Here is a 25,428-nt window from a genome sequence, read left to right as displayed (position 1 = left end):
CATGAAAATTTCACTACAAATAACCTCCTTCTTGGCCCTGACCGCATTCTTCCTGGCGAGCGGCGCGTACCTATTCGGTTCGCTAGAGAAGGATTTGTTGAAGCAAATCCTGATGACCAGCACTATCGCTTGGTTCTTGACTGCCCCTTTCTGGATAAACCAAAAAAACTGAACTAGCTAAGTTTTTTTGCCTACTCTTAGGGTCTTTCGGCGTGTATCCAATTTACGGTACACGCCTTTTTATTTGCGATTTTAGCGAAACGGGATACTCTTTTACCTACCTTATCACCCCAAAAGACAGTCATTCTCTGATTATCCCCAGGAAAGTCTTACTGTAAGATATTAGCTTCATTGGAAATTCATTCTTTTGAGCTACCAATAAAGCTTTCACCCGCTCCATACCCATAAACCAATCAATCTACCCACCCTTTTGATCTAAGTCGTCACTACCCTCGACTGGATCTTCTGCCCCCTAGAATCGCTACAGCGGCGCGTTAGCTATGCCTAGTCGCTGCTGTGTACCCAAATATCTTTGCATCAAAACTACTACTCAAAGATGAAACAAACGAATAAGAACCCAATACCCCGGTTCCGCCACGCCCTAGCCTTGTCGCTATTGCTCGGAGCCTGCAGCGTCGGTTACGCTCAAGAATCCGACCTGGACCTCGAAGATGAAGAAGTATTCGAACTCTCCCCGTTCGAAGTAAACTCCTCAAACGACACCGGCTATTACGCGGAAAACACCCTTGCGGGCAGCCGTCTCAACACCAAGGTCGCCGACCTCGGAGCCTCGATCTCCGTCATCACGATGCAGCAGCTGGACGACACCGCTTCCACTGACATCAATGACGTTTTCCGTTACGAAGCCAACACGGAAGGTTCCGCCACCTACACTCCTAGCGTGCAAGCAATGCGCGGTGATGGTGTGGTCGACGTAAACGCGGGTTTCACCGCCGGTAACAACGGAGCTCCCCTCACCAATAACACCGCCAACCGTATCCGCGGTCTTGGTACTCCAAGTACAGCGACTAACAACTACGAATCCAATCCGAACGTACCGTTCGACTCGTACAACGTTCAGTCCATCGAAATCAGCCGCGGCCCGAACTCCCTCCTCTTCGGTATGGGAAGCCCAGCAGGTGTGGTTAACTCCAACACCGCTTCCGCTGTTATCGGAGCTGCCACCAACAAAGTGCAGGTTCGTTTCGATGATCGTGGTTCCCATCGCGCCAGCTACTCTTTCAACCGCACATTGGTTGAGGACAAGCTCGCAGTTTTCGGGGCAATCCTCGTCGATAAGAAGAACTTCGAACGTAAGCCTTCTTTCGACACAACCGAGCGTGCTTACGGCGCCATCACTTACGAGCCATTCGAAAAGACTCGCCTACGCCTCACCTTGGAGAAGTTCTCCAATGAGCACAGCCGTCCAAATACTTTGACTCCTCGTGACGCCGTCACTCCTTGGATCGAAGGTGGATCTTGGGGCTACAATCCAGCCACAGGCATGCTGACCAATGCGGCAGGCGACACCGTAGGACCGATCGCCCAACGCTCGAGCTCGCCTCGCATGGACGAAACCCGTGCCTACATCGCCACACTAGACGGCTACGACGCTAGCTTGTGGAATGACGATCAGACCACATACAATGGCGTAGCGATCTACGGCTGGAATGCGCTCAGCAACGTGGACTCCATCATGTACACTCCGGGTATCGAGTTCGGAAATTCCTCTCGTCCCAAGATGCAAATCGCGAACGGCGATCTGTTCAGCTACAACTACTACTACGGTGGAGCGTACAGGACAGGCTTCAACATCGACCCGACTGTACGCGAGCCGCTCGTCGTAACAAGCGAGGAAATCTACGCAGATCCCGTACGTTCGGCAGCTTTCGACACTGCCTACACCCAAAGCCGGCTGAACCCAAGCTACAACCAACTCGAATCCGGTGCCTTGATCGGTAGCTACAAGTGGCCAGGTGTCACCGATACTTCGGTGTACGACTACACTTCCACCAACATTCTCTCCATGAATTTTGGTAAGGGCGACGCGAAGACTTACAACCTCGAGTTCGAACAGGAGATCCTTCCTGACTTGAACTTCAACGCAGGTTACTTCCGCCAGGACTATGATTCGACCACGAACTACACTGTTTCACAGCTGAATGTAGCAACCATCTACGTGGACACCAACACCCACTACCCAGATGGCACCGTCAATCCGTACTACGGAAAAACTTACGTCTATGACTTCGACCCTGACCAATTCGTCAACAACAGCCGTAACGAAAGTACACGCGCTATGTTGGCCTACACTCCGGACTTCACAAAAAATGACAACTGGACCAAGTGGTTTGGTAGCCACCAGTTGGTGGGCAACTTGACTACCAACAAGGTAACAAGCCAATTCATCCGTAAGCGCTGGTTCGTACAGGACAGTGAAGAAGGAAACGAATCTGGCGTGCAGATGTTCACTGCGAATCCGAACCCATACCTGGACGGAACGCCTACCGGCTACTCCGGTACCAACCGAAGCGTTCACCGCTTGTACTACCTCGCTGATCCTAGCGATCCGAACGCAACCGTGACCCAGGGATCCGGTGCATGGTATGCCGAAGGTTACACTGGCGACATGAGCTACTTCAACTACAGCAGCAACTCATGGGAAGGCCTCGAGTACACCACAGGATGGGTTGACACCCCTTGGGGTACTGGAAGCACCCAGCGCCAGATCGACTCCGAGAGTGTCGCTCTCACCAGCCGCCTATGGGAAGATCGCATCATCGCGACTTTCGGTTACCGTACAGACGACTACAAGGCTCGTTCTACCACCACTGCAGCGCTCCAGAACGAAGCCCTAGAAACCATTGCCGACGGCATGACTCCGCAGGAAATGTGGGTCGATGGCGTTCTCCAGACAGACACCATCCTCAATCGCTACAGCCGTTGGGATAGTCTCTCTGGTAATACCAAGACTGTGGGTGGCGTAATCCGTCCATTCAGCAACTGGGACAACATCGACAACGAGTTCCTCAGCACCCTCGGTTTCAGCTACAACAAGTCTGACAACTTCAACCCACCAAGCAGCCCAGCAGTTGACGCCTTCGGTACTCCACTGCCAAAGCCAACCGGTGAAGGTGAAGACTACAGTGTCCAGTTCTCCCTCTTCGAAGGAAAGCTCTTCGCTCGCGTTAACTGGTTCGAGTCTTCCAACGACAACGAACGCACCAGCCCTGGTGCTTCTATCAGCCGTTTGACTAACAACGTCGACACCACGCTCTTCCGTAACTGGGCTCGCACCATCGCCCTGATCAATATCGGAGAAGACCCAACAGGTGAAAACTTCGGTAGCGACTTGTCTGTTGCTCAAGAAGAAGCCCTCGAGGATGACATCGCCGCGATCTGGCAGCTTCCTTACGACTACTACGCAGACATCGGCAGCATCGGAGCAACTCGTTCCGCAGTAGCAGAAGGTATGGAACTCTCCATCACCTACAACCCTACTAAGAACTGGACCATCAAGATGACTGCTGGCGAACAGGAAACTGTTTACTCCGGAGTCCTCAAGCAGTTCGACGAATGGTACGACGTGCGTAACCCAGTCTGGCAGAGCGCAAACGCTGCCGACTACCTGCTTCCTCAATACCAGGATTTGGCTCAGTACTACACCTTCGGCGGTCGTCGCGTAGACCTGACCAATTTCTGGTCAGCAACTGGATTCAACAGCAATGTATCCGACGACAACCAGTGGGGTCTCGTGACAGTTGAAGACTACTACAACAACGTAGTGGCTCCTCAATACGCGATCTACAGCGAACTGGAAGGTCAAGCCGCTCCAGGTCAACGTAAGTACCGCTCCTCACTCGTAACCAACTACAACTTCACCGACGGTCGCTTCAAAAACTTCTCCGTTGGCGGTAGCGTACGTTGGGAAGACAAGGCTATCATCGGTTACTACGGTCGTCCAACCCCTGGATCAGGTAGCGATGACCTCACCCTGTCCGACATCAGCCGTCCAATCTACGACGATGCCAATACCTACTCTGACATCTGGTTCGGCTACAAGAAGGCCCTCAACGACAACATGAACCTCAAGGTTCAGCTCAACATCGTTAACGCCTTCGAAGATGGTCACCTTCAGGTTGTAGGCGTGAACTACGACGGATCTCCAAATGCTTACCGCATCGTTGATCCACGCCAGTTCATCCTCACCACTACTCTCGATTTCTAATCGCTTCGCTTAGAGATAAAGAGAGCTAGAGAGAGTTAGATAGTTTCAAGGCCTCCTCCGCATCGCGGAGGGGGCCTTTTTGTTTTTCGGCAAGCCCAGCCTTCTTTTAGAACGAATTTCCGCAAGAAGTGTCTGGCCAGCCCAGCAAGACCGCATAAAGAACCCCTGAGCCTCGCGGAATGGGGTTTCGAAACCAAAAGCCAACCACACACTAAATCTTCGCACGTGCGAATCGCATCAATCGTCTCTCCTCACCTAAATCTAACCAATTGGGAAATTATTCCTGGTGAAACATGGTGCGTGCTCGGCAACAATGCTTCCGGCAAATCCCAATTGGCCGCCTCCCTAGCAAAGCCCGACAATGACTCGATCGCGAACGCCCCAAGCAAGGTTTCGCTTGTTTCTTTCGAGACCGCTCAAGCGGAATACGACGCCGAAATCGAAAAAGACGATAGCGATTTCCTCGATCGTATCGACTACGGGACCACAGGAATGGGACTTCTGAAACAATCCGGAAAATCCACCGAGGAGATCCTCCCTTTCGCCACGAAGTACGGACTGGATAAACTGCTAGACCGCGGCTACAGACAATTCTCCACCGGAGAGCTACGCCGTTTGAGCCTCGCTCGCGAGGTACTGAGCGACCCGGACCTGCTCATCTTGGACGAACCTTACGAGGGCTTGGACGTACAATCTGTCCAAAAGATCTCCGAACTGATCGAAACGCTCATCCAGAGCGGCCACCAGGTTATCCTCTTTGCCAATCGCCGGAGCGACATTTCACCTTGGTGCACCCACCTCGCTTTGCTGGAACACGGTAGCCTAATCGCCAAAGGGAGCATCCAAGAGGTACAGAGCAACCCCGAACTTGACCGACTCTTCCCTACCGAAATGGGAGCTGCCCCAAAACTACCCGAGGCTCCGGAGGCACATTCCATTTCACCCATATTCAAACTGAGCGAAGTCCAGATCAAATATGGCTCCACCTACCAATTCAAAGACCTGAACTGGACCTTGATGCCCGGAGACCACAGTTTGATCGTCGGCCCTAACGGTTGCGGAAAGTCTAGCCTACTCGCCCTCCTAACCGGAGACCATCCACAGTGCTACACCAACCAAATCGATATCTTCGGATTTCGTCGCGGTACCGGAGAAAGCATCTGGGAGATCAAGAAAAACATCGGCTACCTTTCTCCGGCCTTACACCGAGACTACCGCGTCAGCTGCGACCTCACCAGCGTTTTGATATCTGGCTTCTTCGATAGCATAGGCCTCTATCAGACCCCCAACGCTCAACAAAGACGCATCGCCCTGCAATGGCTCGAGCTTTTCGACCTGCAAGAACATCAACGCAGCTCCTTCCGCTCCCTCTCCTACGGCCAGCAGCGACTCGCCTTGATCGCCCGAGCTCTCATAAAACAGCCTCCCCTCGTCATCTTGGACGAACCAACCCAAGGTCTCGACGATTTTAATAGACAGCTTGTTCTATCTTGTCTCGATCGATTGGCCGGATTGAAGCAGACCACGCTTCTTTTTGTGAGCCACCGGGTAGACGAGCATCTTTCGCTGTTCAAAAAACGCCTTCAATTCGAACCAATCAGCCCGCAAACAGATACTCTTTATCAGATAGTTAAGAATTTCTAATTTCCGCTTAACAGTTATGTTCTGACGGTCTGGAAATATTTTTTTCATTTCCTAAACCCGCATACTAATCCCTAATCCCGCCCAATTATCCTCATGACGATGCAATTTTCCATTCTAGGTAGCTCTAGCTCCGGCAACGCCGGGCTCTTGCTGACGGAAAATTGCAAGGTCCTGATCGATGCTGGCTTCAGCTGCAAGCGCTTGTGCGGAATGCTGGAGGAGCGCGGGATTCGTCCCGATGAGATCGACGCGATCTTCGTGACCCACGAGCATAGCGACCACATAGCGGGCATATCTACCTTTTCCAAAAAGTTTGGGCCCAAAGTCTTTGCCAATCCTCTCACCGCAAAAGCGATTCAGCCAAAGCTCAAGAGCTCCCCTAACTGGATGCTCTTCCAAACCGGATCCCAATTCGAATACCGCGACTTGCAGGTACAGAGTTTCTCCATACCGCACGACGCTCACGACCCAGTCGGATACAAATTCACTAACGGCACGGGCGACGACCTGTTTTCTCCAATCAAGCGAATGGCATGGGTGACCGACCTCGGCTTCGCCCCTCAGCACGTCAGCCAGAATATCCAGGATGTCGATACGCTTGTAGTGGAATCCAACTACGATTCTAAGATGTTGGAAGAGGATACCCGCCGCCCTTGGGCTCTCAAACAACGTATCAGCGGCCGGCACGGCCACTTGTCCAACTCGGCCGCCCGGCAATTGCTGTCATCCATCGACAAGCCGTCCTGGAACCGAGTTTACCTCGCCCACTTGAGCAGCGACTGCAATAGCGCAGACGCAGTGGACGCCGAATTTTCAGAACTGCGCCAAAACGCAAACTACCAAATAGAGACTGTGCTTTCCGGCCAAGGCTCCACTCTCGCAGCCGTCTAGGCATAAGCTATGCTTAACCGAAGAATGGCGCAGAAAAGCAACCGAGAGCTCCTTGCCATCTTCCGGCTGTCCGAAAAGCTACGATTTCATCTCACCATCCAGAACACATAGATATGTATCAGGACTCACACCGCATACCTCGACGCACCAAGATTATCTTCACCATCGGTCCCGCGACCGACAGTGAAGAGATGCTCGAAAAGCTTATCGGCGAACAGTACGTCGATATTTGCCGCATCAACATGGCCCATGCCAATCATGACTATGTGCGTACTGTCGTCCGACGTATTCGCAAAGTCGGCGAGCGTTTAAACCGGCACATACCAATCATGATGGATGTCAAGGGCCCGGAAATACGCACCGGCGATCTGGAGGCTCCGATAGAATTGAAGCCAGGCGAAATCTTCGACTTCACCATCAAGCCAGGGGGAGCCGACGGCAAGCCAAGCAGCGGCGAGGAAATCCGCTCGGTAGACGTAAACTACGCGGAACTCATCAACGACGTGGAAGTTGGCTCTATCGTTCTAGTCGACAACGGTCTGATCCGCCTGGAAGTGCTGGAAAAGATCGATGCTCGCATCCGCTGCAAGGTCATGATCGCTGGTGAATTGACGAGCCGACGCCACATCAACCTTCCCGGCGTTAAAGTGAATCTCCCTGCCCTCACGGAAAAAGATAGAGGCGACACTCGAGTCGGCATCGAAGAAGGCGTCGATTTCTACGCCCTATCGTTCGTGCGGGAGAGCTCCGACCTACAGCTTCTAAGAGACTTCCTCGACGAAAACGGAGCCCATCGAGCTCTCATTATCGCAAAGATCGAGGACCAGTCAGCCATCTCAAACCTACAAAGCATCGTAGCGGATTGCGATGGCCTCATGGTCGCCCGTGGAGACCTCGGAATCGAGTGTCCTTTCGAAACGCTTCCCACCATTCAGAGAAAAGCGGTCAAAGCCTGCCTCGCCCAAAGCAAGCCGGTCATCATCGCAACTCACATGCTCGAATCCATGATCGGCAGCCCAATGCCGACCCGAGCCGAGGTTTCGGATGTGGCGAACGCCGTACTCGAAGAAGCAGACTGCGTCATGCTGTCCGGCGAAACGACTATCGGAAAGTATCCCTGCGAGTGTGTCGACGCCATCACTAAGATTTCCACAGAAGTCGACCGAAACGGGGAAAAGACCGGCTACGCCCAGTACGTGCCACTTGATAGCGACAAGGCTAAGATTCAGCACTCCGCAGTCGTAATGGCCAATGAGCTGAACGCGGTCGCCATCATCTGCTTCACCAGAAGCGGCAACATGGCAAAAGGTGTATCCGCTCTACGCCCCGAGCTCTCGCCAATATTCGCCTTCTCGAATTCCCACGACACCATCAAGCAACTTCGCCTGCACCACGGTGTCATCCCCTTCGAGATGGTTTTCTGCACCGAGCCAGACGCCACTGTCAGCCGGGCAATGAAGCACCTCAAGAAGATGGGGTATTTGGTTCCTGGCGACAAAATCGTCGTGGTATCTGACATCCTCGCCGCAGACTCGGTGATAGACAGCGTACAACTACGTACCGTATCTAATTAAACCTTACAGAACAGCATTTGCAGAGAGACACTCGAAAGAGTGTCTCTTTTTTTGTCTCAGTGGCCAAGGCTTGAACTGCCAATTGCGGCAATTCTAGAAATTGTGGACGTAGAACCCGTCCCTGGTCTTGCTCGCAAGCGTGTAGTGAACCGCCGCCAATAGGAAGGGCACCCATATCAAACACTGCAAGGTCCACGGCATGCTCCACTCTGTCGCGTCGCCAAAGACTCGATACGCGCCAAAATAGGCAAAAGCTGACAGGCTAGCGACCCGGAAGATATAATTCCCATGAGCAACTCCTACGATAGCTAGAATGGCAAACGTCCATGGATAAACGGAAGTGGCCAAGACCAAAGTCCACACAAAATAAAAGGACAAAAACCGCTCCAAACTTTCGCAGCTATGTACCATCCAAACCGTTCCAAGCCCGAGGAGAACGAGGAAGAAAGTCGGTCCCAAGCTCTCCGCGAAAACGAAGTTCAAGATCGCCGGGATCAATGCAACACCCCGGCCAGACCTTCCGAACTCAGGAGCGATCACCGCCGCAAGGTCCACCCCGAGCGAGATTGACGCCCACATCAATGTCAGCACCAAAGGAGCCGCCCCGAAAACCATGGCCACCAAGCCTGCCCGTATTCCACTTCGCTTCAGGACATGCCAAATCAGCCAAATAAGACCCGGAAGCAGGATGATATTCAATGCAGCCCCGATCCCCATCAACAGGGAGGAGACGCAAACCATTTGCCCCAGAGCGCTGCCGATTCCACCCGAAGCCTTGATCGCGGAAACGCCGCCTTTCTGATCAATCCAGAAGTCCCACATTAAAAAGCCGCCCACGAAGGGAAGCAGACTCAAACTGTAATCAACTCCCAGGCCTGCTACTGCGTAAATGACGAGCGGATTCCACGCATAAAGGACCGCGCGATCCGCTCCGTAGCGGAGAGCGAAAAGCAGGCAAATCACAAGGTCTACGATGACGAGGAATGACTTAAACCAATCTCGCGGTTCCCCAATGTCCTGGATCGCCGAGTAAACCCAGAGCAATCCCGGCAGGTAGCTCGCAGGTTGATCCTTGTTTTCGATCTTTTCCCAATTGTCGCCTCGGAAGAGCAGAAATACGTCCGTGCTCGGCGGCGACTGGTAAGGATTATGTTCCGCGGCCAAGACCTGACTATCCCAAAGACGCCTCTCCAAGACATCACCTGGCTCGATGGGCAACATGGCAATTCTAGCAATCGCTGCCACGAGCAACATAACCCAAATCAAACGTTTGGAGAACTGCCAGGCCAGCACGTAGCCAAGCGCAATGAAGCCGAAGCTGATCTGGAACTTGGACACGTTCTCCGCCACTCCGAGGTCCGCGAAGCTCACCAATCGAAAACTTCCCACCAAAACCAATATCGCCGCCAAAAACGGAAGCACGTAGTCCCGTCGCTTGGTGCGATAAAAGGATGCCTGGCGAGAGCCATCGCTTGACTGGTTGAGAATTACCGAATTTCCACGCATAAAAGGCGGAGGATCAAAGGGATGCCTAGAGCTGAAGAGAGGATGCAACTCTCAACATTTCCGCTCATCACTCAAGCAATATGCTCCGACAAATGTAAATATGAGCTAATTCGACAAATCCTCTCCGAGATCTCGCCTCCTCAACTTGCAGCTAGGAACTATACCCCATAGAATACTGTCAGCCGGACAATAACCCCAACCCGTTTCGGCACGAAACCCCATGAACGAGTATATACAGAATTGCATCGATTCCCTAACGGAAAGAAACCCCGCCCAAAACCTTTTTCTGCAAGCTGTCACCGAAGTCTTCGAGTCTCTCGACCCCATCGTCGCTGAGATTCCGGACATTGAGCAGCATTCCATTTTACAACGCATCTCCGAACCGGAGCGACAGATCATGTTCAGGGTAGCTTGGGTGGACGATCAGGGAAAGATATGCGTCAACCGTGGATACCGAGTCGGCTTCTCCTCTGCCCTTGGGCCTTACAAAGGCGGCATGCGCTTCCATCCCTCTGTGAGGTTGGACGTCATTAAGTTTCTCTCTTTCGAGCAGATTTTCAAAAATGCCCTCACTGGCCTTGGCATCGGCGGCGGAAAAGGTGGTTCCGATTTCGATCCCAAAGGGAAATCCGACGGAGAGATCATGCGCTTTTGCCAAGCATTCATGTCTGAACTCTACCACTTTCTCGGGGAAACGACAGATGTGCCGGCGGGCGATATCGGTGTCGGAGCTCGCGAGATTGGTTATCTGTTCGGTCAATACAAACGGCTCACTAAACGTTTCGCCCAAGGAGTGCTCACCGGCAAGCAGGTTGGACTAGGCGGATCGCTCGCCCGCAAGGAGGCAACCGGATTTGGAGCGGTCTATTTCGCCAAAGAGATGCTCGCCACCCGAAGCGATACGCTGGAGGGCAAGACTTGCGTGGTATCTGGCTCTGGAAATGTCGCCATCTACTGCGCTCGAAAAATCCAAGAGCTGGGCGGCAAAGTGATAGCCATGTCGGACTCGGGCGGCGCGATCCATGATCCCGCCGGTATCGATCTCGATATCGTCACCGCTCTAAAAGAGGTCGAGCGGGCCCGAATATCCGAGTATCCAAATCGTCGGCACGGCTCTACCTTCCTACCCGGTGAAAAAGTATGGAAGCTCCCCTGCGATGTAGCATTTCCCTGCGCCACCCAAAATGAACTCGGTTTGGTAGACGCCAAAGAGCTCGTCGAAAACGGCTGCTTCGCCATCATTGAAGGAGCGAATATGCCGACTACGCCGGAAGCCATCGCCTACCTCCGGGAGAAGAACGCACTATTCGCCCCCGGCAAAGCGGCCAACGCAGGCGGAGTGGCTGTATCAGCCCTCGAAATGCAACAGAACGCCGCTCTCCAAAATTGGACTTTCCAGCAAGTTGACGACCGACTCAAGACAGTCATGGCCTCGATCCACAGCGACTGCGTCTTCTACGCTAAAAAATACCATCGAGAGGAAGACTACGTTTTCGGAGCAAACGTGGCCGGATTCCTCAAAGTGGCCAATGCCGTCCAATCTTATGGAGTCGTGTGAGAAATTTCGGTACCTTCACTGAGCTTTGGTAAATTGCGATAGAACATTACCCTACGCCGCTTGACATAGGTCAGGATACCTACCCCAGCACAATCTAGACAAACTTAGATAGATCACCCCAAATAAGTTTGCAGGTTGCTCGAATTTCGAATTCCAGTGATCCTCATGGACAGCGCTTCAGAAATTGCCGCCCTGGAGAATTGTGCCCGTGAGCCCATACGCACCCCCGGTGCGATTCAGGCTTTTGGGCATTTGCTTGTTTGCGATAAATCGTTGGAGACCGTCTTACAATGCTCCCAAAACATTTCGACTCTGTTCGGCAGATCCGTTGAGGACACCCTCAATCAGTCCGTCGCGAGCCTAGTCGGGCAAGAGCTGCATGCGCAAATCCGAGACCGAATAAGCTCGTCCAACAAATCGAAGGCCTACTTACGTGCTACGATTTCAGAGCAAGAGCTCTGCATCATCTCCCACCTCACGGACGACTACGGCATCATCGAAATCGAACCGATCGAGAGAGATCTGACGCTCGAAGGCTTCCTAGTGGATTTCGAATCCATCATAGACTGCCTACAGCCGCAAATGGGGCATAAGGAGCTTCTCAAAAGCGTGACCCGGCAAATCAAGACCTTAAGCGGCTTCGATCGCGTGATGGTCTACAAGTTCGACGAAGAATGGAATGGCAAGGTCGTCGCCGAGGAGAGAGAGGCAGACCTCGAGCCGTATTTAGGACTCAACTACCCAGCTTCCGATATACCTCCCCAGGCTCGTGCTCTGTACGAGACCCAGCTCGTACGCGTCATCGTCGATACGCTCTCGCAAAATCAACCCCTGGTTTCTAGTCCCGATTGTAGGACCAAGGTAGATTTGGGAGAGACCACCATGCGAGCCGTTTCTCCCATCCATATCGAGTATCTTCACAACATGGGAGTGCGAGCGACTCTGACGATTTCGATCCTGCTCGAAGGCAGGCTATGGGGGCTCATCGCTTGCCATCACAGAGCTCCCAAGCATGTGGATATGCGGGGGCGTTCCGCCTGTCGTATGCTAAGCAGCATTCTTTCTAGCAAAATCGAAGCTGCCATATCTCACGAAAAGACCTTTGACCGCCTTCAGCTAAACCAACGTGGAGAGAAGCTTTTTGAGAATCTTCTGGAGTCCTTCGACGTCGAAAAGTCTTTGGCCGGCGAGACGGAGAACCTCATGGATTTCATCCCATGCGACGGGGCCGCTCTGGTCCGTGGAGCAACGTGCAAGATCATGGGAACTACCCTTCCCGAGCTGACCATTCGGGCATTGATTGACGAGGTTCCCTTCGATTCCGAAACCAGCCTCTTCCATACCAACAAACTCGCTCGTTTCCTGCCTCAGGATGCACTCAATGAACACGCGATCGCCGGAGTCATCATAGCGCCAATCTCCCATGACAACGAGCAATGCATGCTCTGGTTCCGCCTCGAGAAAACTCAAACCATCGAGTGGGGAGGTAATCCGCAAAAGACGATAAAGCATACCGATAATGGCCCCCGACTTTCCCCCAGAAAGTCCTTCGAAAAATGGACCGAAATCGTGAAGGACCAAGCCGAGCCTTGGACTGAAATAGAAATCCGAGGCGTCGCTAAGCTCAGATCTCTCGTGGTCGATATTTTCGCCAAAAGAAGTCTCGAACTGGAGGAGCTCAACACTCGACTCGCTCTTGCCAACGAAGCGTTGGAATCATTCACCCATACCGTTTCCCACGATCTGCGAGCGCCACTCCGGCGCATAAAGATCTACTCGGAAATGCTAATGGAGCACCAAGACTTCGTTTCCGATCACCCACTTCACCGCATCGAATCCTCAGCGAAACAGATGAACGGGCTTATCGTAGACTTGTTAGAGTTTTCGAAAATTGGACATATTGCAGAATGGCGTTTTCAGTCCATCGACATGACCAAGCTCGCCCGAGAGGTCTTCAGAGATCTAACCGAAACGGAACGAGTTCATAAGATAGATTTCACCTGCCAAGAGTTGCCTGCTGTCTGGGGTGATCGAACACTTCTGAGACAGCTTTTGGAAAACCTTTTCTCCAACGCGATCAAGTACACATCCCATAGAAGCTCTCCAGCCATAAAAATCTCAGGCGCTTCAAAACCTGGATACAAAACATTTTGCGTGGAGGACAACGGAGTCGGATTCGACATGGCTCACCGGGAAAAGATTTTCGACATATTTCAGAGGTTCCAAGACTCCGATCGTTTCCCGGGAACTGGCATAGGACTCGCTATCGCGAGACGAATCGCAAAAGCGCATCGTGGTTCGATTTGGGCAAAATCAAAACAAGGAGAAGGAAGCGAATTCTACTTTCAGCTCCCCGTAATGGCGATGTAACTACGTATATACCTATGGATTTGCTAATTTTAGAAGACAACGAGGATGACATTTTCCTGATCCAGGCAGCCATTAAGGAGGTAAGCAACGGGATGGAAATCGTCTTCGCTCGAAACGTCGAGGAAGCGAATTCACTTCTTACGCAAGCGATTGCCGACAGGACTCTGCCCAAGGCCTGTCTTGTCGACCTACGCATAGAGGGAGGCGTCAGCGGATTCGAGTTTTTGGAAAACGTTCGCTCGAATCCAGAAGCAAAACTCATTCCTTTGGTGGTTTTCTCGAGTTCAGACTACGTTGTCGATATCGAGACGGCCTACAGAAAGGGTGCAAACAGCTACCTCGTTAAACCGTTTTCCTTCTCCGCACTAGTGGAACTAGTTAAATCGTTTGAAGACTACTGGATGAGACAGAACAACCTCCCCCCTGCCTTTCGAGGTGAGTCTTAACGGACAAAAAACCTGTGAGATCCAGATAAATGACTCTCTAGGCCAAGGCAGCCGAAAATGAAATACCACATTCTCAGAACGAAAGTACGGGAAATTAAAACAGATCAGCCAACAGGAAAAATTTAAGGAAAGGGTTCCCCCTAATACGCGAAATGGAGCGAACAAAACGCCCTAGGACATTGAATATAGTCGTCGTCGACGATCAAAAGGAAGAATACCAATGGATCGGCCAAGTCTTGGACCGACTGCCAAACGTGAAAGTAAACCACTGGTGGATATCAAATCCGCTGGAGGTAAACGATCTGCACGAGCTACATGATCTGGATGCGATCCTCATAGACTTCCATCTGGAGGACCTGACCGCGCCTGAAGCACTCGACCTCTTTAACTACGGAGTTCGCTCCTTACCCATCATCATGATGACGAGTACAGGTGGAATCAGCTCAAGCGTTGGCGGTCTGGAGAAGGGAGCCACTCTCTTCATGGATAAGAATGAACTAGAGCCATCCTTGATAGAGCGAATTCTTCTCTACTCAATCCGCCAAAAGGAGCACGAAGCACGACTGTCAAAGTTTGCTGGATACGTTGCCCACGATATTGCCGCCCCCTTGAGAAGTATCCAATCTTTCGCCAATATCCTACTCGATTCCTTTTCAGAACACGTCGGAGAGACGGAAAAAGAGGTGGCGAATGACATCATCAGGAGTTCCAAGAAGTCGCTTAACCTAGTAGACGACCTTTTAACTTATACGCTCGCTGCCCAATCCGAAATCGAGATCACCGAGGTCAAGTTTTCCGAGTTTGCCCACTCCGCGGTGGAAGGCATGAGAGACACCATCGAAGAAGCCGACGCGGATGTAGTCGTCGAAGAGACCGACCTCACAATCCATTGTAGCACATCCCTCACGAATCACGTACTCACAAACTTAATACAAAACGGAATCAAGTACAACAATTCAAGGAGCCCATCCATCAAAGTCAGCTATGAATACCGTGATCATTGGCAGGTTGTGTCGATTACTGACAATGGAATCGGGCTAGAGATGAAGCATGCGAAACAGGTATTTGAACCGCTTTACCGACTCCAGGATGTCAAGAAGTCGAGCAAAGGGACGGGCCTAGGATTGGCCATTTGCAAAGAGGCAATTGAGAGACAGGGAGGAAATATTTGGATCCAGTCCGAACCAAACGTCGGTACAACCGTATTTTTCAGAATCCCGTTCCCAGAACACTAGATGAGATAGCCTCGAACTTCGAGCTGCTGGCCGCTGCTAAATTAATTTTCCATCGCTCCCGTGATCCTGGAGCGAGCTCGCGCTTGTGCGACGAGGAGTGGGATTTCGCTTTTCCATTCCCCATCTACTAAAAGCTGAATTCGGTAAGTTCCGAATCTCGGAAAGCTGATGCGATTCAAGTTCACCACGAGATTGTGAGCTCCGCTCTCCCTGCCCTTCTGCATTTTCACACTGATCCCCGCATTCATAACCGGGCCAATAGTGTTGTCATCTTTGTCCACGAATTTGACTGCGACGAGATGCTTGCCTTCTTCCAAAACGCCAAAGCGCATCCGAATAGCGATTGAACAGCTCTCCCGCGTAATGGGAGCCGACGCAGAGGCAATCCCTTCGAAGGCTCCGAGCAAATTCAGTCGCCCACTATAGTCAGTGGCGGCATCGCAAATCGATAGGATCTCAACAATCATTCGTAGGGAGACTAGTCGCCTTCGGCGAAAACTCAAGTGACCAAGCTAAGATGCTTCGAGCAGGACTATCTTACCTGAGTTCCCGCGACCAAATCGGAGACCAAGGTTCCCATGTTAGAGGTAATCGCGGCCGTATCCCCTAGGTTTTCCTTAATCGTATTCACGATCGCGCTACCAACCACGACCCCATCCGCCAATTCGCAAATCGCTCTGACTTGCTCGCGTTTGGAAACTCCGAATCCCACGACGAGGGGTTTGTCTGTAGCCTCGCGGATCATTCCAACCATTTCATTCAAATCGTCGGCGAGATCATCCCGAACACCCGTAACACCCGTGCGGGATACATAGTAGACAAACCCGGTAGCGTGCTTGGCGATGTAGCCGACTCGATCGGACGGGGTCGTGGGAGCGATCAGAAATACGGTGCCCATACCATACTTTTCGCAGGAGGCTAGGTGGTCTTCCGCCTCTTCTGGTGGCAGATCGAGAACCAGCAAGCCGTCAACACCCGCAGCTCGAGCGGCGGCAATGTACTGATCCAAGCCATTGCTGAACATCAGATTATAATAGGTATAGAATACAATTGGTACCGTGTCATTTTCGGCGCGAATCTTCCTGACCAGATCAAAAACGTCAGCCTGAGTGGTACCTGACTCCAAGGCCCTCTGTGCCGCCAGCTGATTAGTCAAGCCATCTGCCAACGGATCAGAGAAGGGAACGCCGAGCTCCATCACGTCCACGCCACTTTTGATCAGCGTACGGCAGACTTCGAGCGAAGTCTCGATATCAGGGTCTCCAGCGCAAACATAGGACACAAACGCGGAACGCCCTTCGGACTTGGCTTTGGAAAATGCGGACTCGATACGATTCATCGCCCAAGCCATGGAGAATGCGGGAGACAAGGTCAAGCGCAGCGGAGATCCACTCGCCCCCCCCAAACCTCCGCCACAAAAGCGCGACTCTGCTTTGGCTTAACCCGAGGCCTGCATTTGCCTCATGGTCGGTCCATCCACCCAAACCGGCGAGGCCATGGAAGTCAGTTGCACACTTGGTATTCCGTAGTCATTGCGGTGCAGCTTTCCGATTAGCAACTGCATCGCCCTTTGCCCCAACTCTAGCGGACAGAGATAGAGACCGGATACCGGTTCCGGGCTGGTCGTGATGTTTATTTTGCAGAAACCATGCGTCTCCGGAATCTTAGCCCCCAAACGCTCCATCCAAGCCTTAATCTGAATTCGGTGAGATAAAATGAGATCGGGTTTATTTGCCTCGAACCAGCTCTTAAACTCGGACTCATACAGCTTCTCTCCCGTGTAAGGCTCTATCCAATCGAATCCTTCGTGGTGTAGGCCAAAGGAGCGGAAAGCTGCTTCCCAACGATAAAGTAAACGCTGATCGTAGTCTGCCTGCAAAACAAAGCCTGGACGCCGGTAACCGAGTTCCTTCGCCTTGGACAAAGCCAGCGTCATGGCTCTGAAATGGTCCGGACAAACGGAATCCAAGGCCGGCTTCTCGATGATACAGTCCGTGTAGACCCCCGCATATTCGCTCCAATTGAGCTCGCTGATATCCGGAGCGCTTTTGGCAGGAAGAATCAGCAAGCCCCGAATCCCTCGGGATTTGAGAATGGAATCCAGGCGGGCCACGGTGATCCCCTCTTGACCTAAAACGAAGAGCTCTACCTTAAAACCAAGTTGCTCCCCCATTTTCTTGGCACCTCTACGCAAGGCGGATTGAAAATCCTCCGTCTTGTCCGGCCTCGCCTTGGGACTTTCCAAATCGACCACCGCGACTACGCCTCGAAAGGTTGAAGCTCGAGCGCGACGCACCTCAGACATGAGCGAGCCGACCAAAGGATTGTACTGGAAACCGGCTGCTTTTGCCGCCTCTAAAATCCGATCACGCGTCTGAACCTTCACCCGAGGATTTCCACGCAAAGCGTCGTAGACCGTCGAACTGGACAATCCCAAACTCTGAGCAAGCTCTTTGACCGACTTCATTTCCAGCAGAAATTTCCCGCCTCGTAGACGGAGAGCAAGCGTAAAGCGAAATCTAGCTGAGGCATTAACCCCACACAAGTGGTCTAACACTTAGCATAGGCCAAAAAAAAGTCGAGACCACGATAGCTCGGCTTTTCTCTTAGGATGGGGTGATAAACCGGATTGACTCGCGAGCCTGCAGCTCGTCTCGGGGCTTCGCCCAAACGCCTGCGGCGTTTCCTGTTCGCTACGCTCACCAAACCGGCTTCGCCGCTTCAAGTCCTCGTCATCTCTGCACTGGCACAAAAAAAGCCGAGACTGCGATAGCTCGGCTTTTCTCTTAGGATGGGGTGATAAACCGGATTGACTCGCGAGCCTGCAGCTCGTCTCGGGACTTCGCCCAAACGCCTGCGGCGTTTCCTGTTCGCTTCGCTCACCAAACCGGCTTCGCCGCTTCAAGTCCTCGCCGTCTCTGCATAGGCACAAAAAAAGCCGAGACTACGAGAGCTCGGCTTTTCTCTTAGGATGGGGTGATAAACCGGACTCGAACCGGCGACCCCCGGAATCACAATCCGGTGCTCTAACCAACTGAGCTACTACCACCATCCTAAAAAAGAAGGGCACTAAGTTTCACTGGCCCTCCCCTTTGTCAATGATTTTAGCGTGGAAAATCAACTGTCCTGAACGATCGAGCAGAATCAAGCAAGAGCCACAGCGATCAGCCTCCTATTCGTCAACTCATTCATAAGCATGCGCATCAGCCTCTGCTTCTTTGTCGACACCCGACCCAATTTAATAAACTTTCGAAAAGTCCCTATCCCCCGACCCCACCTACATCACTCCCGGATAGCCCCCGCCCGATTACCCCATTTTCGTATCCCGACCTGCCACTGAAGTGGACTCGGTCTACCCATATCCTGACAACCACCCCCCACAGCAACTGAACCAGTCTATGAGCAACGTACACGCTTCCAAACTTTTCACCGCGAGCTGCCTAGCCCTGATCGTCACGGCGATGACATTCGCCATCCGAGCAGGTATCCTATCCCAACTCGCAACAAATTTCGGATTGAGCGACACTCAACTTGGCTGGGTAAACTCAATGGCCTTCCTCGGCTTTCCAGTAGCAATGATGGTGCTTGGCCTAGCCTACAATTATCTGGGGGCTAAAAACCTTCTCATCATCGCTTTCGTCGGCCACTTGGCGGGCTTGCTTTTGACCATATTTGCAGGGGGATTCTGGAGCTTGCTGATCTCGACTTTCCTGATCGGCTTCGCCAACGGTTCTGTGGAGGCAGCCTGCAATCCGCTCATCGCGGACATGTATCCGAAAAACAAGACAACGATGCTCAACCGCTTCCATGTCTGGTTTCCCGGGGGCATCGTGATCGGAGCGCTTGTCTCCAAATTCATGACCGACGCTTCCCTTGGCTGGCAGCTTCAAATAGCCACCATGCTACTACCGACCGCGATTTATGGTTTCTTTGTCTTCACTCAATCATTCCCCAAATCCGAAAACATCGAGACTTCAACAGGGACAAATATCCGTAGCCTCTTCTCGCCGCTATACTTGTTCATGATCCTGTGCATGACATTGACCGCCACTACCGAACTCGGAACTCAACAGTGGGTCGAAAGAATCCTTGGCGAAACCGGTGCCCACCCGATGGTGCTTCTGGCTTTGAGCACGGGATTGATGGCTATTGGCCGCCAATTCGCAGGTCCCGTCATCCATACTCTCAACCCAATCGGCGTTCTCCTACTCTCCGCGATCGCATCCGCTATCGGACTCTATCTCCTAAGCGTGGCAACTGGCGGGATGGTCTACCTGGCTATTATTATTTTCGCCGTGGGCGTATGCTACTTCTGGCCCACCATGATTGGTTTCATCGGCGAATATCAGCCTAAAACTGGAGCCCTGGGAATGTCGCTTATGGGAGGGGCCGGCATGTTCGCAGTAAGCATGTGGAACCCCGTCATTGGAGCGTGGATCGATTCCGCCCGCGAGAAGGCGATTGCCGCAGGGGTCCCGGCAGAGGAAGTAGAACTCGCTGCCGGACAGGCAACCTTGGGCAACATGACTCTCTTCCCCATCGTTCTCATCGTCGCTTTCGGAATCCTTTTCGCATTACGAAACAAGGTGCAACGTTCCGCCTAGCTTCCCATTTTGCCATCCCCACAAAGGCTCTTCACGAAAAACGCTCTTCGCTTCACGCGGGGAGCGTTTTTTTCATGCGTCTTTGGCCGCAGCGCCTCCCCTACCTCATTACCACCACAATAGCGGTCGCGAGTAGTGTAGCCCCGATTAGCCTGCGTCCCAGAACAGCTCTTCCGAGATTGCGTTCATCGTTTGAAAACCAGTGCCCAATCGCCCAAACCAAAATCACACTCCAGATTCCTCGGGCGCTGTAGATTACGTTCACCACCGCGGCTTTTCCGAAAACGCTGAAAACGTAAGACATCATGGCGGCTTGGAGAGCCAGCAAACTGGTTCCGGCCAGCAACCAAGTCCAAGTTCTTCCACTAATTCCCCGCACTGAGCCACTAAAAAACGGTATCAGCAAAAACGAGTACGCCATCACCACTGTGAAGGTGCCTGCGGTTATTTTGTGAAATCCTAAGGTAGATCCGTAAGCCTGCATAGCAGTGTCGCAAGCGGCGAAACTGAACGAAGTACCCAATCCGAAAGCGATTGTCATCAGAGCTCGCTTTCGTTCCACCTTCGAGCTGCCACTCATGAGCAAAACGGCCACTGCGCTCAATACCGCCCCTATCCAAACTTCTGCTCGCAGGTCTTCGCCAAGCCCGATGGAAACCATGAAGGCGACCATGATCGTCTTCATGCCAAGCAACGGGGTAAGCAAGCTTACGTCACCCTTGTGAATGCCCAAGCAGGTCAAAACTTGCCCGAAAAAGAACCCAGTCCCAATCACCAAAGGCATGAACAAGGTTTTGAAATCCTCGATCGGCTCACCAAAAAACCAAAAAGGAAAGGCGACCAGAAAGATGACAAAATTTGAGACGAACGTAGTCCGCCAAGGGCCGACGCCATTAGTAGTGGCCCGCTTGATACACAAAGTGGCAACGGTGTATATCAGGCCGGTGGCGATCGGTATCGAGTGGTAAGGCTCCATTGCTCGATCACGTTGCAAGTCCGAAGCTCACCGCGCGATAACAAAAAAAGGGACGCGCCAAATTTCGACGCGTCCCAAATTACAAAACTATAACCGCATTAGGCCGTCGCAGAAGCGATCGCTTGATCAAGATCTGCGATAATGTCCTCGACGCTTTCGATCCCAATGGAGAGGCGAATCAGCTCCGGAGTGATGCCACCGGATGCCTGCTGCTCCTCCGTGAGCTGGCTGTGCGTGGTTGTAGCGGGATGGATCGCCAGACTTTTGGCATCGCCGACGTTCGCCAAGTGGCTGAAGAGCTGCAGAGAATCGATGAACTTCGATCCAGCTTCTGCTCCTCCTTTGATGCCGAACACCACCATGGAACCGCCCTTTCCATTCATGTACTTTTGGGCTTTGGAGTAGTTCTCGTTGTCCTCAAGTCCTGGATACTTGACCCACTCGACCGCATCGGAAGCTTGCAGATGCTTCGCTACCGCGAGGGCATTTTCACAGTGACGCTCCATACGAAGGTGCAGCGTTTCCACGCCTTGCAGAATCATCCAAGCGTTATCGGGAGAAATGCAGGCTCCCAAGTTGCGCAAGGGCCCGGTGCGCATGCGCAAGATAAACGCTAATGAAGCGAGAGGCTCTGGCAAATCGTGGGCCCAACGCAGTCCATGGTAGGCGCTGTCCGGCTCGTCGTAGAGCGGGAAGTTTCCATTGGCCCAATTAAACTTGCCTGAGTCTACCACGATGCCTCCGATGCCGGCGCCATGGCCACCTAGCCACTTGGTCAAGGAATGCACCACGATGTCGGCTCCGTGCTCGATTGGACGGCATAGGTAAGGAGTCGAAAAGGTCGCATCGACGATAAGCGGCAGGCCACGAGCGTGCGCGACTTCCGACAAGGCAGCCAAGTCAGTCACATCGAGGCCCGGGTTTCCGATACTCTCGCAAAATACGCCACGAGTCTTGTCGTCGATGGCATCTGCCACTGCTTGCGGATCGCTGGCATCCACGAACTTCACCGTGATACCTAGATCTGGAAGGATGCTGTCAAACTGGGTGTAAGTGCCGCCGTAGAGGTTGTTGGCAGACACGATATTGTCACCCGCTTTGGCGATGTTGATGATGGTGTAGAAAATAGCGCTTGTGCCGGACGCGACGGCTAGAGCGGCAGCTCCACCCTCAAGAGCCGCGATTCGCTGCTCGAGCACGTCGTGAGTGGGGTTCATCAAGCGAGTGTAGATGTTACCCAGTTCCTTTAAGGCAAAGAGGTTGGCCGCGTGCTCAGTGTTGTTGAAAACGTAGGAAGTGGTGCGGTAGACCGGCACTCCTCTCGAATTGGTAGTCGGATCCGGCTGCTGTCCGGCATGAAGGCATTTCGTCTCTAGATTCATTTTGGAGAGATTGGGTTGGGTTAGCAAATAGGTCCAAAGATGGGAAAGGACCTAGAGGAAGGCGAACTGTGGCGAAGCTTTGGGTTGCCGACAATAAGGAATCCTCGCATTTGCAAGAGAGCCTCGGGAAAAGCTGAAAAAGCTAATTGTCTTCCAAATACGCTGCGGTTCCTTAGGTCCCAATCCAACCATGCTCTCTTCGATCAATAACCGCTGGAACGAGGAAGCCGGCTATCGCCAACTGCTTCAAATCGCATTCCCGCTCATCCTAAGCACCGGCTCGACTTCTATCTTGTTGTTCGTCGACCGCATGTTGCTGAGCTGGTATTCCAATGAAGCGATCGGAGCGGCCCTGCCAGCAGGGATCCTAAACTGGACTTTGCTCTGCCCCTTTTTCGGCACCGCCATGTACACTTCCACATTCGTGGCCCAGTACACGGGAGCGAAGCAACACGACAAAGTGGGAACCGCGGTTTGGCAGGGGCTCTACATTAGCCTGATCGGGGCGGTAGCCCTACCGCTGATTTCTCCCTTCACCGAGGAGATTTTCGCGGTGATCGATCACGCGCCCGCGGTGCAAAAGATGGAAGCGAGCTACCTGAAGATTCTGAACTTCGGAGCCGTCCTCTTTTTGTGCAATGCGGTCCTATCCTGCTTCTATTCAGGACGTGGACGGGCTTGGACCATCGTTTGGATAAATGTTCTGCTCACGATTTTGAATACAGCCTTCGACTACGCCCTGATATTCGGAAACTGGGGATTTCCAGAAATGGGCATCGAAGGGGCCGGTTATGCCACTTTGGCAAGTTCCACGATCGTAGTCGTGATCTACTTTCTACTTTTTCTGAGTCCGCAAAACGAAAAGGCTTACGCCACTCGTTCGTCCTGCAAACTGAACAAGGAGCTCTTCCTCCGCATGCTCCGCTTCGGTTTCCCATCCGGAATGCATTTCTTCTTGGATGTGATCGGCTTCACCATTTTCACGTTGCTGGTAGGTCGACTCGGCGTGGTGGACGCGGCTGCCAACAACATCGCCCAGCAAATCCATTTGCTAGGAGTGCTGCCGCTGGTCGGACTCGGCATCGCGACCACAATCGTCGTAGGCCAATATCAAGGTGGCGGAAGGAGCGACCTTGCGGAGAAGTCGACCTACTCGGCTATGCATATGGCGGTCTTCTACAACGCAGCCGTATCCATTACTTACCTGACAATCCCTTACCTTTTCATCGCCCCATTCTTTCTGGCCAGAGAAGTCCCCCCGCCGGCTGAATTGATCGATCTGATCAAGGACCTCTTAAAGTTCGTGGCCGTTTTCACGCTCTTCGAGGGCGTAGTTATCCTCTCCAGCGGCACGTTGAAGGGAGCGGGCGATACGACCTTTGTGATGCGGGTTTTGGCGATCACTTCCGTGGTTCTGGTGATAATCCCCACCGTGCTGGTGGTAGAGATTTTCCAACTTCCGCTGATCTGGGCGTGGGGAGTCTTAACTATCAACTTGGTGGCCCTCAGCATCATATTCTTCAGTCGCTTCCGCAGTGGCAAATGGAAGGACCGCCGCCTGATCGACTAGGTTCGGTTTCTACAAAAAACGCCGCCGCGAACAGGTCGCGAGCGGCGTTGGAAAGAGTCCTAAGTTTCGCTAGAACCGTTTGGTCAGACCAAAACTCAGAAGGTGTACCGACGCGTCAATTCGCCCGTAGAGCCGCTGTCCGGCGGAGTGGGTGCTGTTGTCGATCATAGGGTCGTCGACCAAGATGTTCACGTAGGCCAAGTGCAGATCCAAGGAGTCGGACATCGCGGTGCTCAAACCGAGCGAGATCCAGGTTCGATCTTCGTCTGGGATTCGAGGCGAGCGGTATTCGTTGTCCGGCACAGGAGACTCGTCGTAGGCGAGACCGAAACGACCGGTGAAGACGTCATTGAATTTGTAGGTAGCTCCCACGCTGTACTTGCTGACATCCTCCCAAAGTTCCGGGATTACGCTGTCCGAAGGAGTACCAGTTTCGAACTTGATTCGAAGCTCTTCGAATGAGCTCCAGCCCGTTTTGGTTACGTCTGCCATCAACGAGAGACGCTCGTTCACTTGGCCAAACACGGAAAGAGAGAGCGTATCGGGCAAGGTGATATCCACTGAGCCCCCCTGATCGGCAAAGGCCGCTCCGAGGATACTCTCGAGCGGACCGACCGTAAAATCGGCCGTTCCCTTGAGATTGAGGTCAACTTCCGAGCGGTAGTGCAAGCCGACTCGCCAGTCCTCGCTCAGCTCATAGATGGCCCCCAGATTGAATCCCCAACCGTCCCCGTCTCCTTCCAATTCGATAAATCCGTCGTAGGCAGAGCTTCCGAGATTGGCGCTGACATCGCTGGCCAAAGCCATTGTTTGCGCGTTCGCTGGAATGGCTCCGGCTTGGAACTGGTTGAGATAAACCAGTCCCATATCAATCGCGTTGCTCAGAGTCGCGTCAGACTGCACGTAGCTGAGCCCTCCTCCGATGGAAAGCTTGTCGGTAACGCGATACGCCAAAGACGGATTGAAAAGCACCGTCTTTAGCTCGGTCTTTTTAGCCACATAGCGCCCTACCCAACCTTCGTCGTAGTCCGTAGTCAGACCATAGGGAGCGGATATCCCCAATCCCCAGACCAAGTCATCATTCAACGGGGCGACGTAGTAGAGGTTCGGCACGATCGCTTCCTCGTCTGAAACGGAATCGCTACCCTGGGTCGGAGCGGTCAAGGTCGTGCTGCCTAGATTGGTGAACTCCGCATCTGGAAAAATGAGATGCATGCCAACATGGACTTGCGGCTTCTCAATCAAAGACATCCCCGCGGGGTTAAAGTAGACGGTGGAAGCATCCTCGGCCGAGGCAGCAGCCCCAGCGTAGGCATTTCCAAGGCCTGACACACTTTGCTCCTGGATAGCAAATCCAGATCCAAAAACACTAGCGGCGCCCAGGCCAAACCCAACGAGAGCGAGGCCGCAAGAGGACAAAATACGAAATTTCATAGATTAGATA

Annotated in this window: 18 protein-coding genes and 1 tRNA gene; 11 read left to right on the top strand and 8 right to left on the bottom strand. The window is 52.7% G+C overall.

From position 1 onward, the window contains the following. Window position 1: 1 nt before the first annotated feature. The 5 genes from H5P27_RS03015 (at window position 2) to pyk (ending at window position 8,337) form a co-directional block, all read left to right on the top strand. Complete coding sequence (locus tag H5P27_RS03015; RefSeq protein WP_185658891.1) at window positions 2–172, top strand: hypothetical protein; 171 nt, start codon at window positions 2–4, stop codon at window positions 170–172. Window positions 173–556: 384 nt separating this feature from the next. Next, window positions 557–4,228: a TonB-dependent receptor plug domain-containing protein gene (locus H5P27_RS03010; protein ID WP_185658890.1), complete on the top strand. Its 3,672-nt coding sequence runs from the start codon at window positions 557–559 to the stop codon at window positions 4,226–4,228. Between the two features lie 225 nt (window positions 4,229–4,453). Then, entirely contained in the window at window positions 4,454–5,872 is a 1,419-nt protein-coding gene (locus tag H5P27_RS03005; protein WP_185658889.1) for an ATP-binding cassette domain-containing protein, read from the top strand. 93 nt (window positions 5,873–5,965) lie between these two features. Next, entirely contained in the window at window positions 5,966–6,763 is a 798-nt protein-coding gene (locus H5P27_RS03000) for an MBL fold metallo-hydrolase (RefSeq protein WP_221774583.1), read from the top strand. A gap of 113 nt (window positions 6,764–6,876) precedes the next feature. Continuing rightward, the gene (gene pyk, locus H5P27_RS02995) at window positions 6,877–8,337 is read left to right on the top strand and encodes a pyruvate kinase (RefSeq protein WP_185658888.1); all 1,461 of its coding nucleotides are present in this window, start codon (window positions 6,877–6,879) and stop codon (window positions 8,335–8,337) included. Between the two features lie 93 nt (window positions 8,338–8,430). On the opposite strand, the gene H5P27_RS02990 is transcribed toward pyk, so the two are convergent. Next, window positions 8,431–9,843: a hypothetical protein gene (locus H5P27_RS02990; protein ID WP_185658887.1), complete on the bottom strand. Its 1,413-nt coding sequence runs from the start codon at window positions 9,841–9,843 to the stop codon at window positions 8,431–8,433. Window positions 9,844–10,063: 220 nt separating this feature from the next. On the opposite strand from H5P27_RS02990, the gene gdhA reads away from it, so the two are divergent. From gdhA to H5P27_RS02970, 4 genes are all read left to right on the top strand, one after another. Then, window positions 10,064–11,401 (top strand): NADP-specific glutamate dehydrogenase, encoded by a 1,338-nt coding sequence (gene gdhA, locus H5P27_RS02985; RefSeq protein ID WP_185658886.1) that lies wholly within the window; start codon window positions 10,064–10,066, stop codon window positions 11,399–11,401. A 165-nt stretch (window positions 11,402–11,566) separates the two neighbouring features. Then, window positions 11,567–13,771, top strand: a complete 2,205-nt coding sequence (locus H5P27_RS02980) for an ATP-binding protein (RefSeq protein WP_185658885.1) — start codon at window positions 11,567–11,569, stop codon at window positions 13,769–13,771. Window positions 13,772–13,785: 14 nt separating this feature from the next. Further along, window positions 13,786–14,217, top strand: a complete 432-nt coding sequence (locus tag H5P27_RS02975; protein WP_185658884.1) for a response regulator — start codon at window positions 13,786–13,788, stop codon at window positions 14,215–14,217. A 152-nt stretch (window positions 14,218–14,369) separates the two neighbouring features. Then, window positions 14,370–15,452 carry a sensor histidine kinase gene (locus H5P27_RS02970; RefSeq protein WP_185658883.1) on the top strand — a complete coding sequence of 361 codons (1,083 nt, stop codon included), beginning with the start codon at window positions 14,370–14,372 and terminating at the stop codon, window positions 15,450–15,452. 41 nt (window positions 15,453–15,493) lie between these two features. Here the strand turns inward: H5P27_RS02970 and H5P27_RS02965 are convergent, their stop codons facing one another. The 4 genes from H5P27_RS02965 to H5P27_RS02950 all read right to left on the bottom strand — a co-directional run bounded on the left by H5P27_RS02965 (window position 15,494) and on the right by H5P27_RS02950 (window position 18,501). Continuing rightward, window positions 15,494–15,919, bottom strand: a complete 426-nt coding sequence (locus H5P27_RS02965; RefSeq protein WP_185658882.1) for a DUF6941 family protein — start codon at window positions 15,917–15,919, stop codon at window positions 15,494–15,496. 65 nt (window positions 15,920–15,984) lie between these two features. Beyond that, the gene (trpA, locus tag H5P27_RS02960; RefSeq protein WP_246462475.1) at window positions 15,985–16,821 is read right to left on the bottom strand and encodes a tryptophan synthase subunit alpha; all 837 of its coding nucleotides are present in this window, start codon (window positions 16,819–16,821) and stop codon (window positions 15,985–15,987) included. Between the two features lie 69 nt (window positions 16,822–16,890). Continuing rightward, entirely contained in the window at window positions 16,891–17,919 is a 1,029-nt protein-coding gene (locus H5P27_RS02955) for a LacI family DNA-binding transcriptional regulator (RefSeq protein ID WP_185658881.1), read from the bottom strand. A 505-nt stretch (window positions 17,920–18,424) separates the two neighbouring features. Next, a tRNA-His gene (locus tag H5P27_RS02950) sits at window positions 18,425–18,501 on the bottom strand. A 349-nt stretch (window positions 18,502–18,850) separates the two neighbouring features. Here H5P27_RS02950 and H5P27_RS02945 point away from each other — a divergent pair. After that, the gene (locus tag H5P27_RS02945) at window positions 18,851–20,056 is read left to right on the top strand and encodes an MFS transporter (protein WP_185658880.1); all 1,206 of its coding nucleotides are present in this window, start codon (window positions 18,851–18,853) and stop codon (window positions 20,054–20,056) included. A gap of 100 nt (window positions 20,057–20,156) precedes the next feature. Here the strand turns inward: H5P27_RS02945 and H5P27_RS02940 are convergent, their stop codons facing one another. Both H5P27_RS02940 and H5P27_RS02935 read right to left on the bottom strand, forming a co-directional pair. Further along, the gene (locus H5P27_RS02940; protein WP_185658879.1) at window positions 20,157–21,032 is read right to left on the bottom strand and encodes a DMT family transporter; all 876 of its coding nucleotides are present in this window, start codon (window positions 21,030–21,032) and stop codon (window positions 20,157–20,159) included. Between the two features lie 98 nt (window positions 21,033–21,130). Further along, window positions 21,131–22,414, bottom strand: a complete 1,284-nt coding sequence (locus H5P27_RS02935) for an O-acetylhomoserine aminocarboxypropyltransferase/cysteine synthase family protein (RefSeq protein ID WP_185658878.1) — start codon at window positions 22,412–22,414, stop codon at window positions 21,131–21,133. A gap of 190 nt (window positions 22,415–22,604) precedes the next feature. On the opposite strand from H5P27_RS02935, the gene H5P27_RS02930 reads away from it, so the two are divergent. Further along, window positions 22,605–23,984 (top strand): MATE family efflux transporter, encoded by a 1,380-nt coding sequence (locus H5P27_RS02930; RefSeq protein WP_185658877.1) that lies wholly within the window; start codon window positions 22,605–22,607, stop codon window positions 23,982–23,984. Between the two features lie 69 nt (window positions 23,985–24,053). Here the strand turns inward: H5P27_RS02930 and H5P27_RS02925 are convergent, their stop codons facing one another. Continuing rightward, window positions 24,054–25,418: an OmpP1/FadL family transporter gene (locus H5P27_RS02925; RefSeq protein WP_185658876.1), complete on the bottom strand. Its 1,365-nt coding sequence runs from the start codon at window positions 25,416–25,418 to the stop codon at window positions 24,054–24,056. Window positions 25,419–25,428: the final 10 nt, after the last annotated feature.

The organism is Pelagicoccus albus (assembly GCF_014230145.1).
GTDB lineage: Bacteria > Verrucomicrobiota > Verrucomicrobiia > Opitutales > Opitutaceae > Pelagicoccus > Pelagicoccus albus.
The sequence above is the reverse complement of the archived record's forward strand: the minus strand, read 5'-3'. Positions and strand labels throughout refer to the sequence as shown.

Excerpts from the sequence above, each read along its gene's own strand:
- H5P27_RS03000 (WP_221774583.1), top strand. The coding sequence starts at position 5,966 with ATGACGATGCAATTTTCCATTCTAGGTAGCTCTAGCTCCGGCAACGCC.
- H5P27_RS03010 (WP_185658890.1), top strand. The coding sequence starts at position 557 with ATGAAACAAACGAATAAGAACCCAATACCCCGGTTCCGCCACGCCCTA.
- H5P27_RS02970 (WP_185658883.1), top strand. The coding sequence starts at position 14,370 with ATGGAGCGAACAAAACGCCCTAGGACATTGAATATAGTCGTCGTCGAC.
- H5P27_RS02940 (WP_185658879.1), bottom strand. The coding sequence starts at position 21,032 with ATGGAGCCTTACCACTCGATACCGATCGCCACCGGCCTGATATACACC.
- H5P27_RS02930 (WP_185658877.1), top strand. The coding sequence starts at position 22,605 with ATGCTCTCTTCGATCAATAACCGCTGGAACGAGGAAGCCGGCTATCGC.
- H5P27_RS02965 (WP_185658882.1), bottom strand. The coding sequence starts at position 15,919 with ATGATTGTTGAGATCCTATCGATTTGCGATGCCGCCACTGACTATAGT.
- gdhA (WP_185658886.1), top strand. The coding sequence starts at position 10,064 with ATGAACGAGTATATACAGAATTGCATCGATTCCCTAACGGAAAGAAAC.
- H5P27_RS02945 (WP_185658880.1), top strand. The coding sequence starts at position 18,851 with ATGAGCAACGTACACGCTTCCAAACTTTTCACCGCGAGCTGCCTAGCC.
- H5P27_RS02990 (WP_185658887.1), bottom strand. The coding sequence starts at position 9,843 with ATGCGTGGAAATTCGGTAATTCTCAACCAGTCAAGCGATGGCTCTCGC.
- H5P27_RS02975 (WP_185658884.1), top strand. The coding sequence starts at position 13,786 with ATGGATTTGCTAATTTTAGAAGACAACGAGGATGACATTTTCCTGATC.
- H5P27_RS02925 (WP_185658876.1), bottom strand. The coding sequence starts at position 25,418 with ATGAAATTTCGTATTTTGTCCTCTTGCGGCCTCGCTCTCGTTGGGTTT.
- H5P27_RS02935 (WP_185658878.1), bottom strand. The coding sequence starts at position 22,414 with ATGAATCTAGAGACGAAATGCCTTCATGCCGGACAGCAGCCGGATCCG.
- H5P27_RS03015 (WP_185658891.1), top strand. The coding sequence starts at position 2 with ATGAAAATTTCACTACAAATAACCTCCTTCTTGGCCCTGACCGCATTC.
- H5P27_RS02980 (WP_185658885.1), top strand. The coding sequence starts at position 11,567 with ATGGACAGCGCTTCAGAAATTGCCGCCCTGGAGAATTGTGCCCGTGAG.
- pyk (WP_185658888.1), top strand. The coding sequence starts at position 6,877 with ATGTATCAGGACTCACACCGCATACCTCGACGCACCAAGATTATCTTC.
- H5P27_RS02955 (WP_185658881.1), bottom strand. The coding sequence starts at position 17,919 with ATGAAGTCGGTCAAAGAGCTTGCTCAGAGTTTGGGATTGTCCAGTTCG.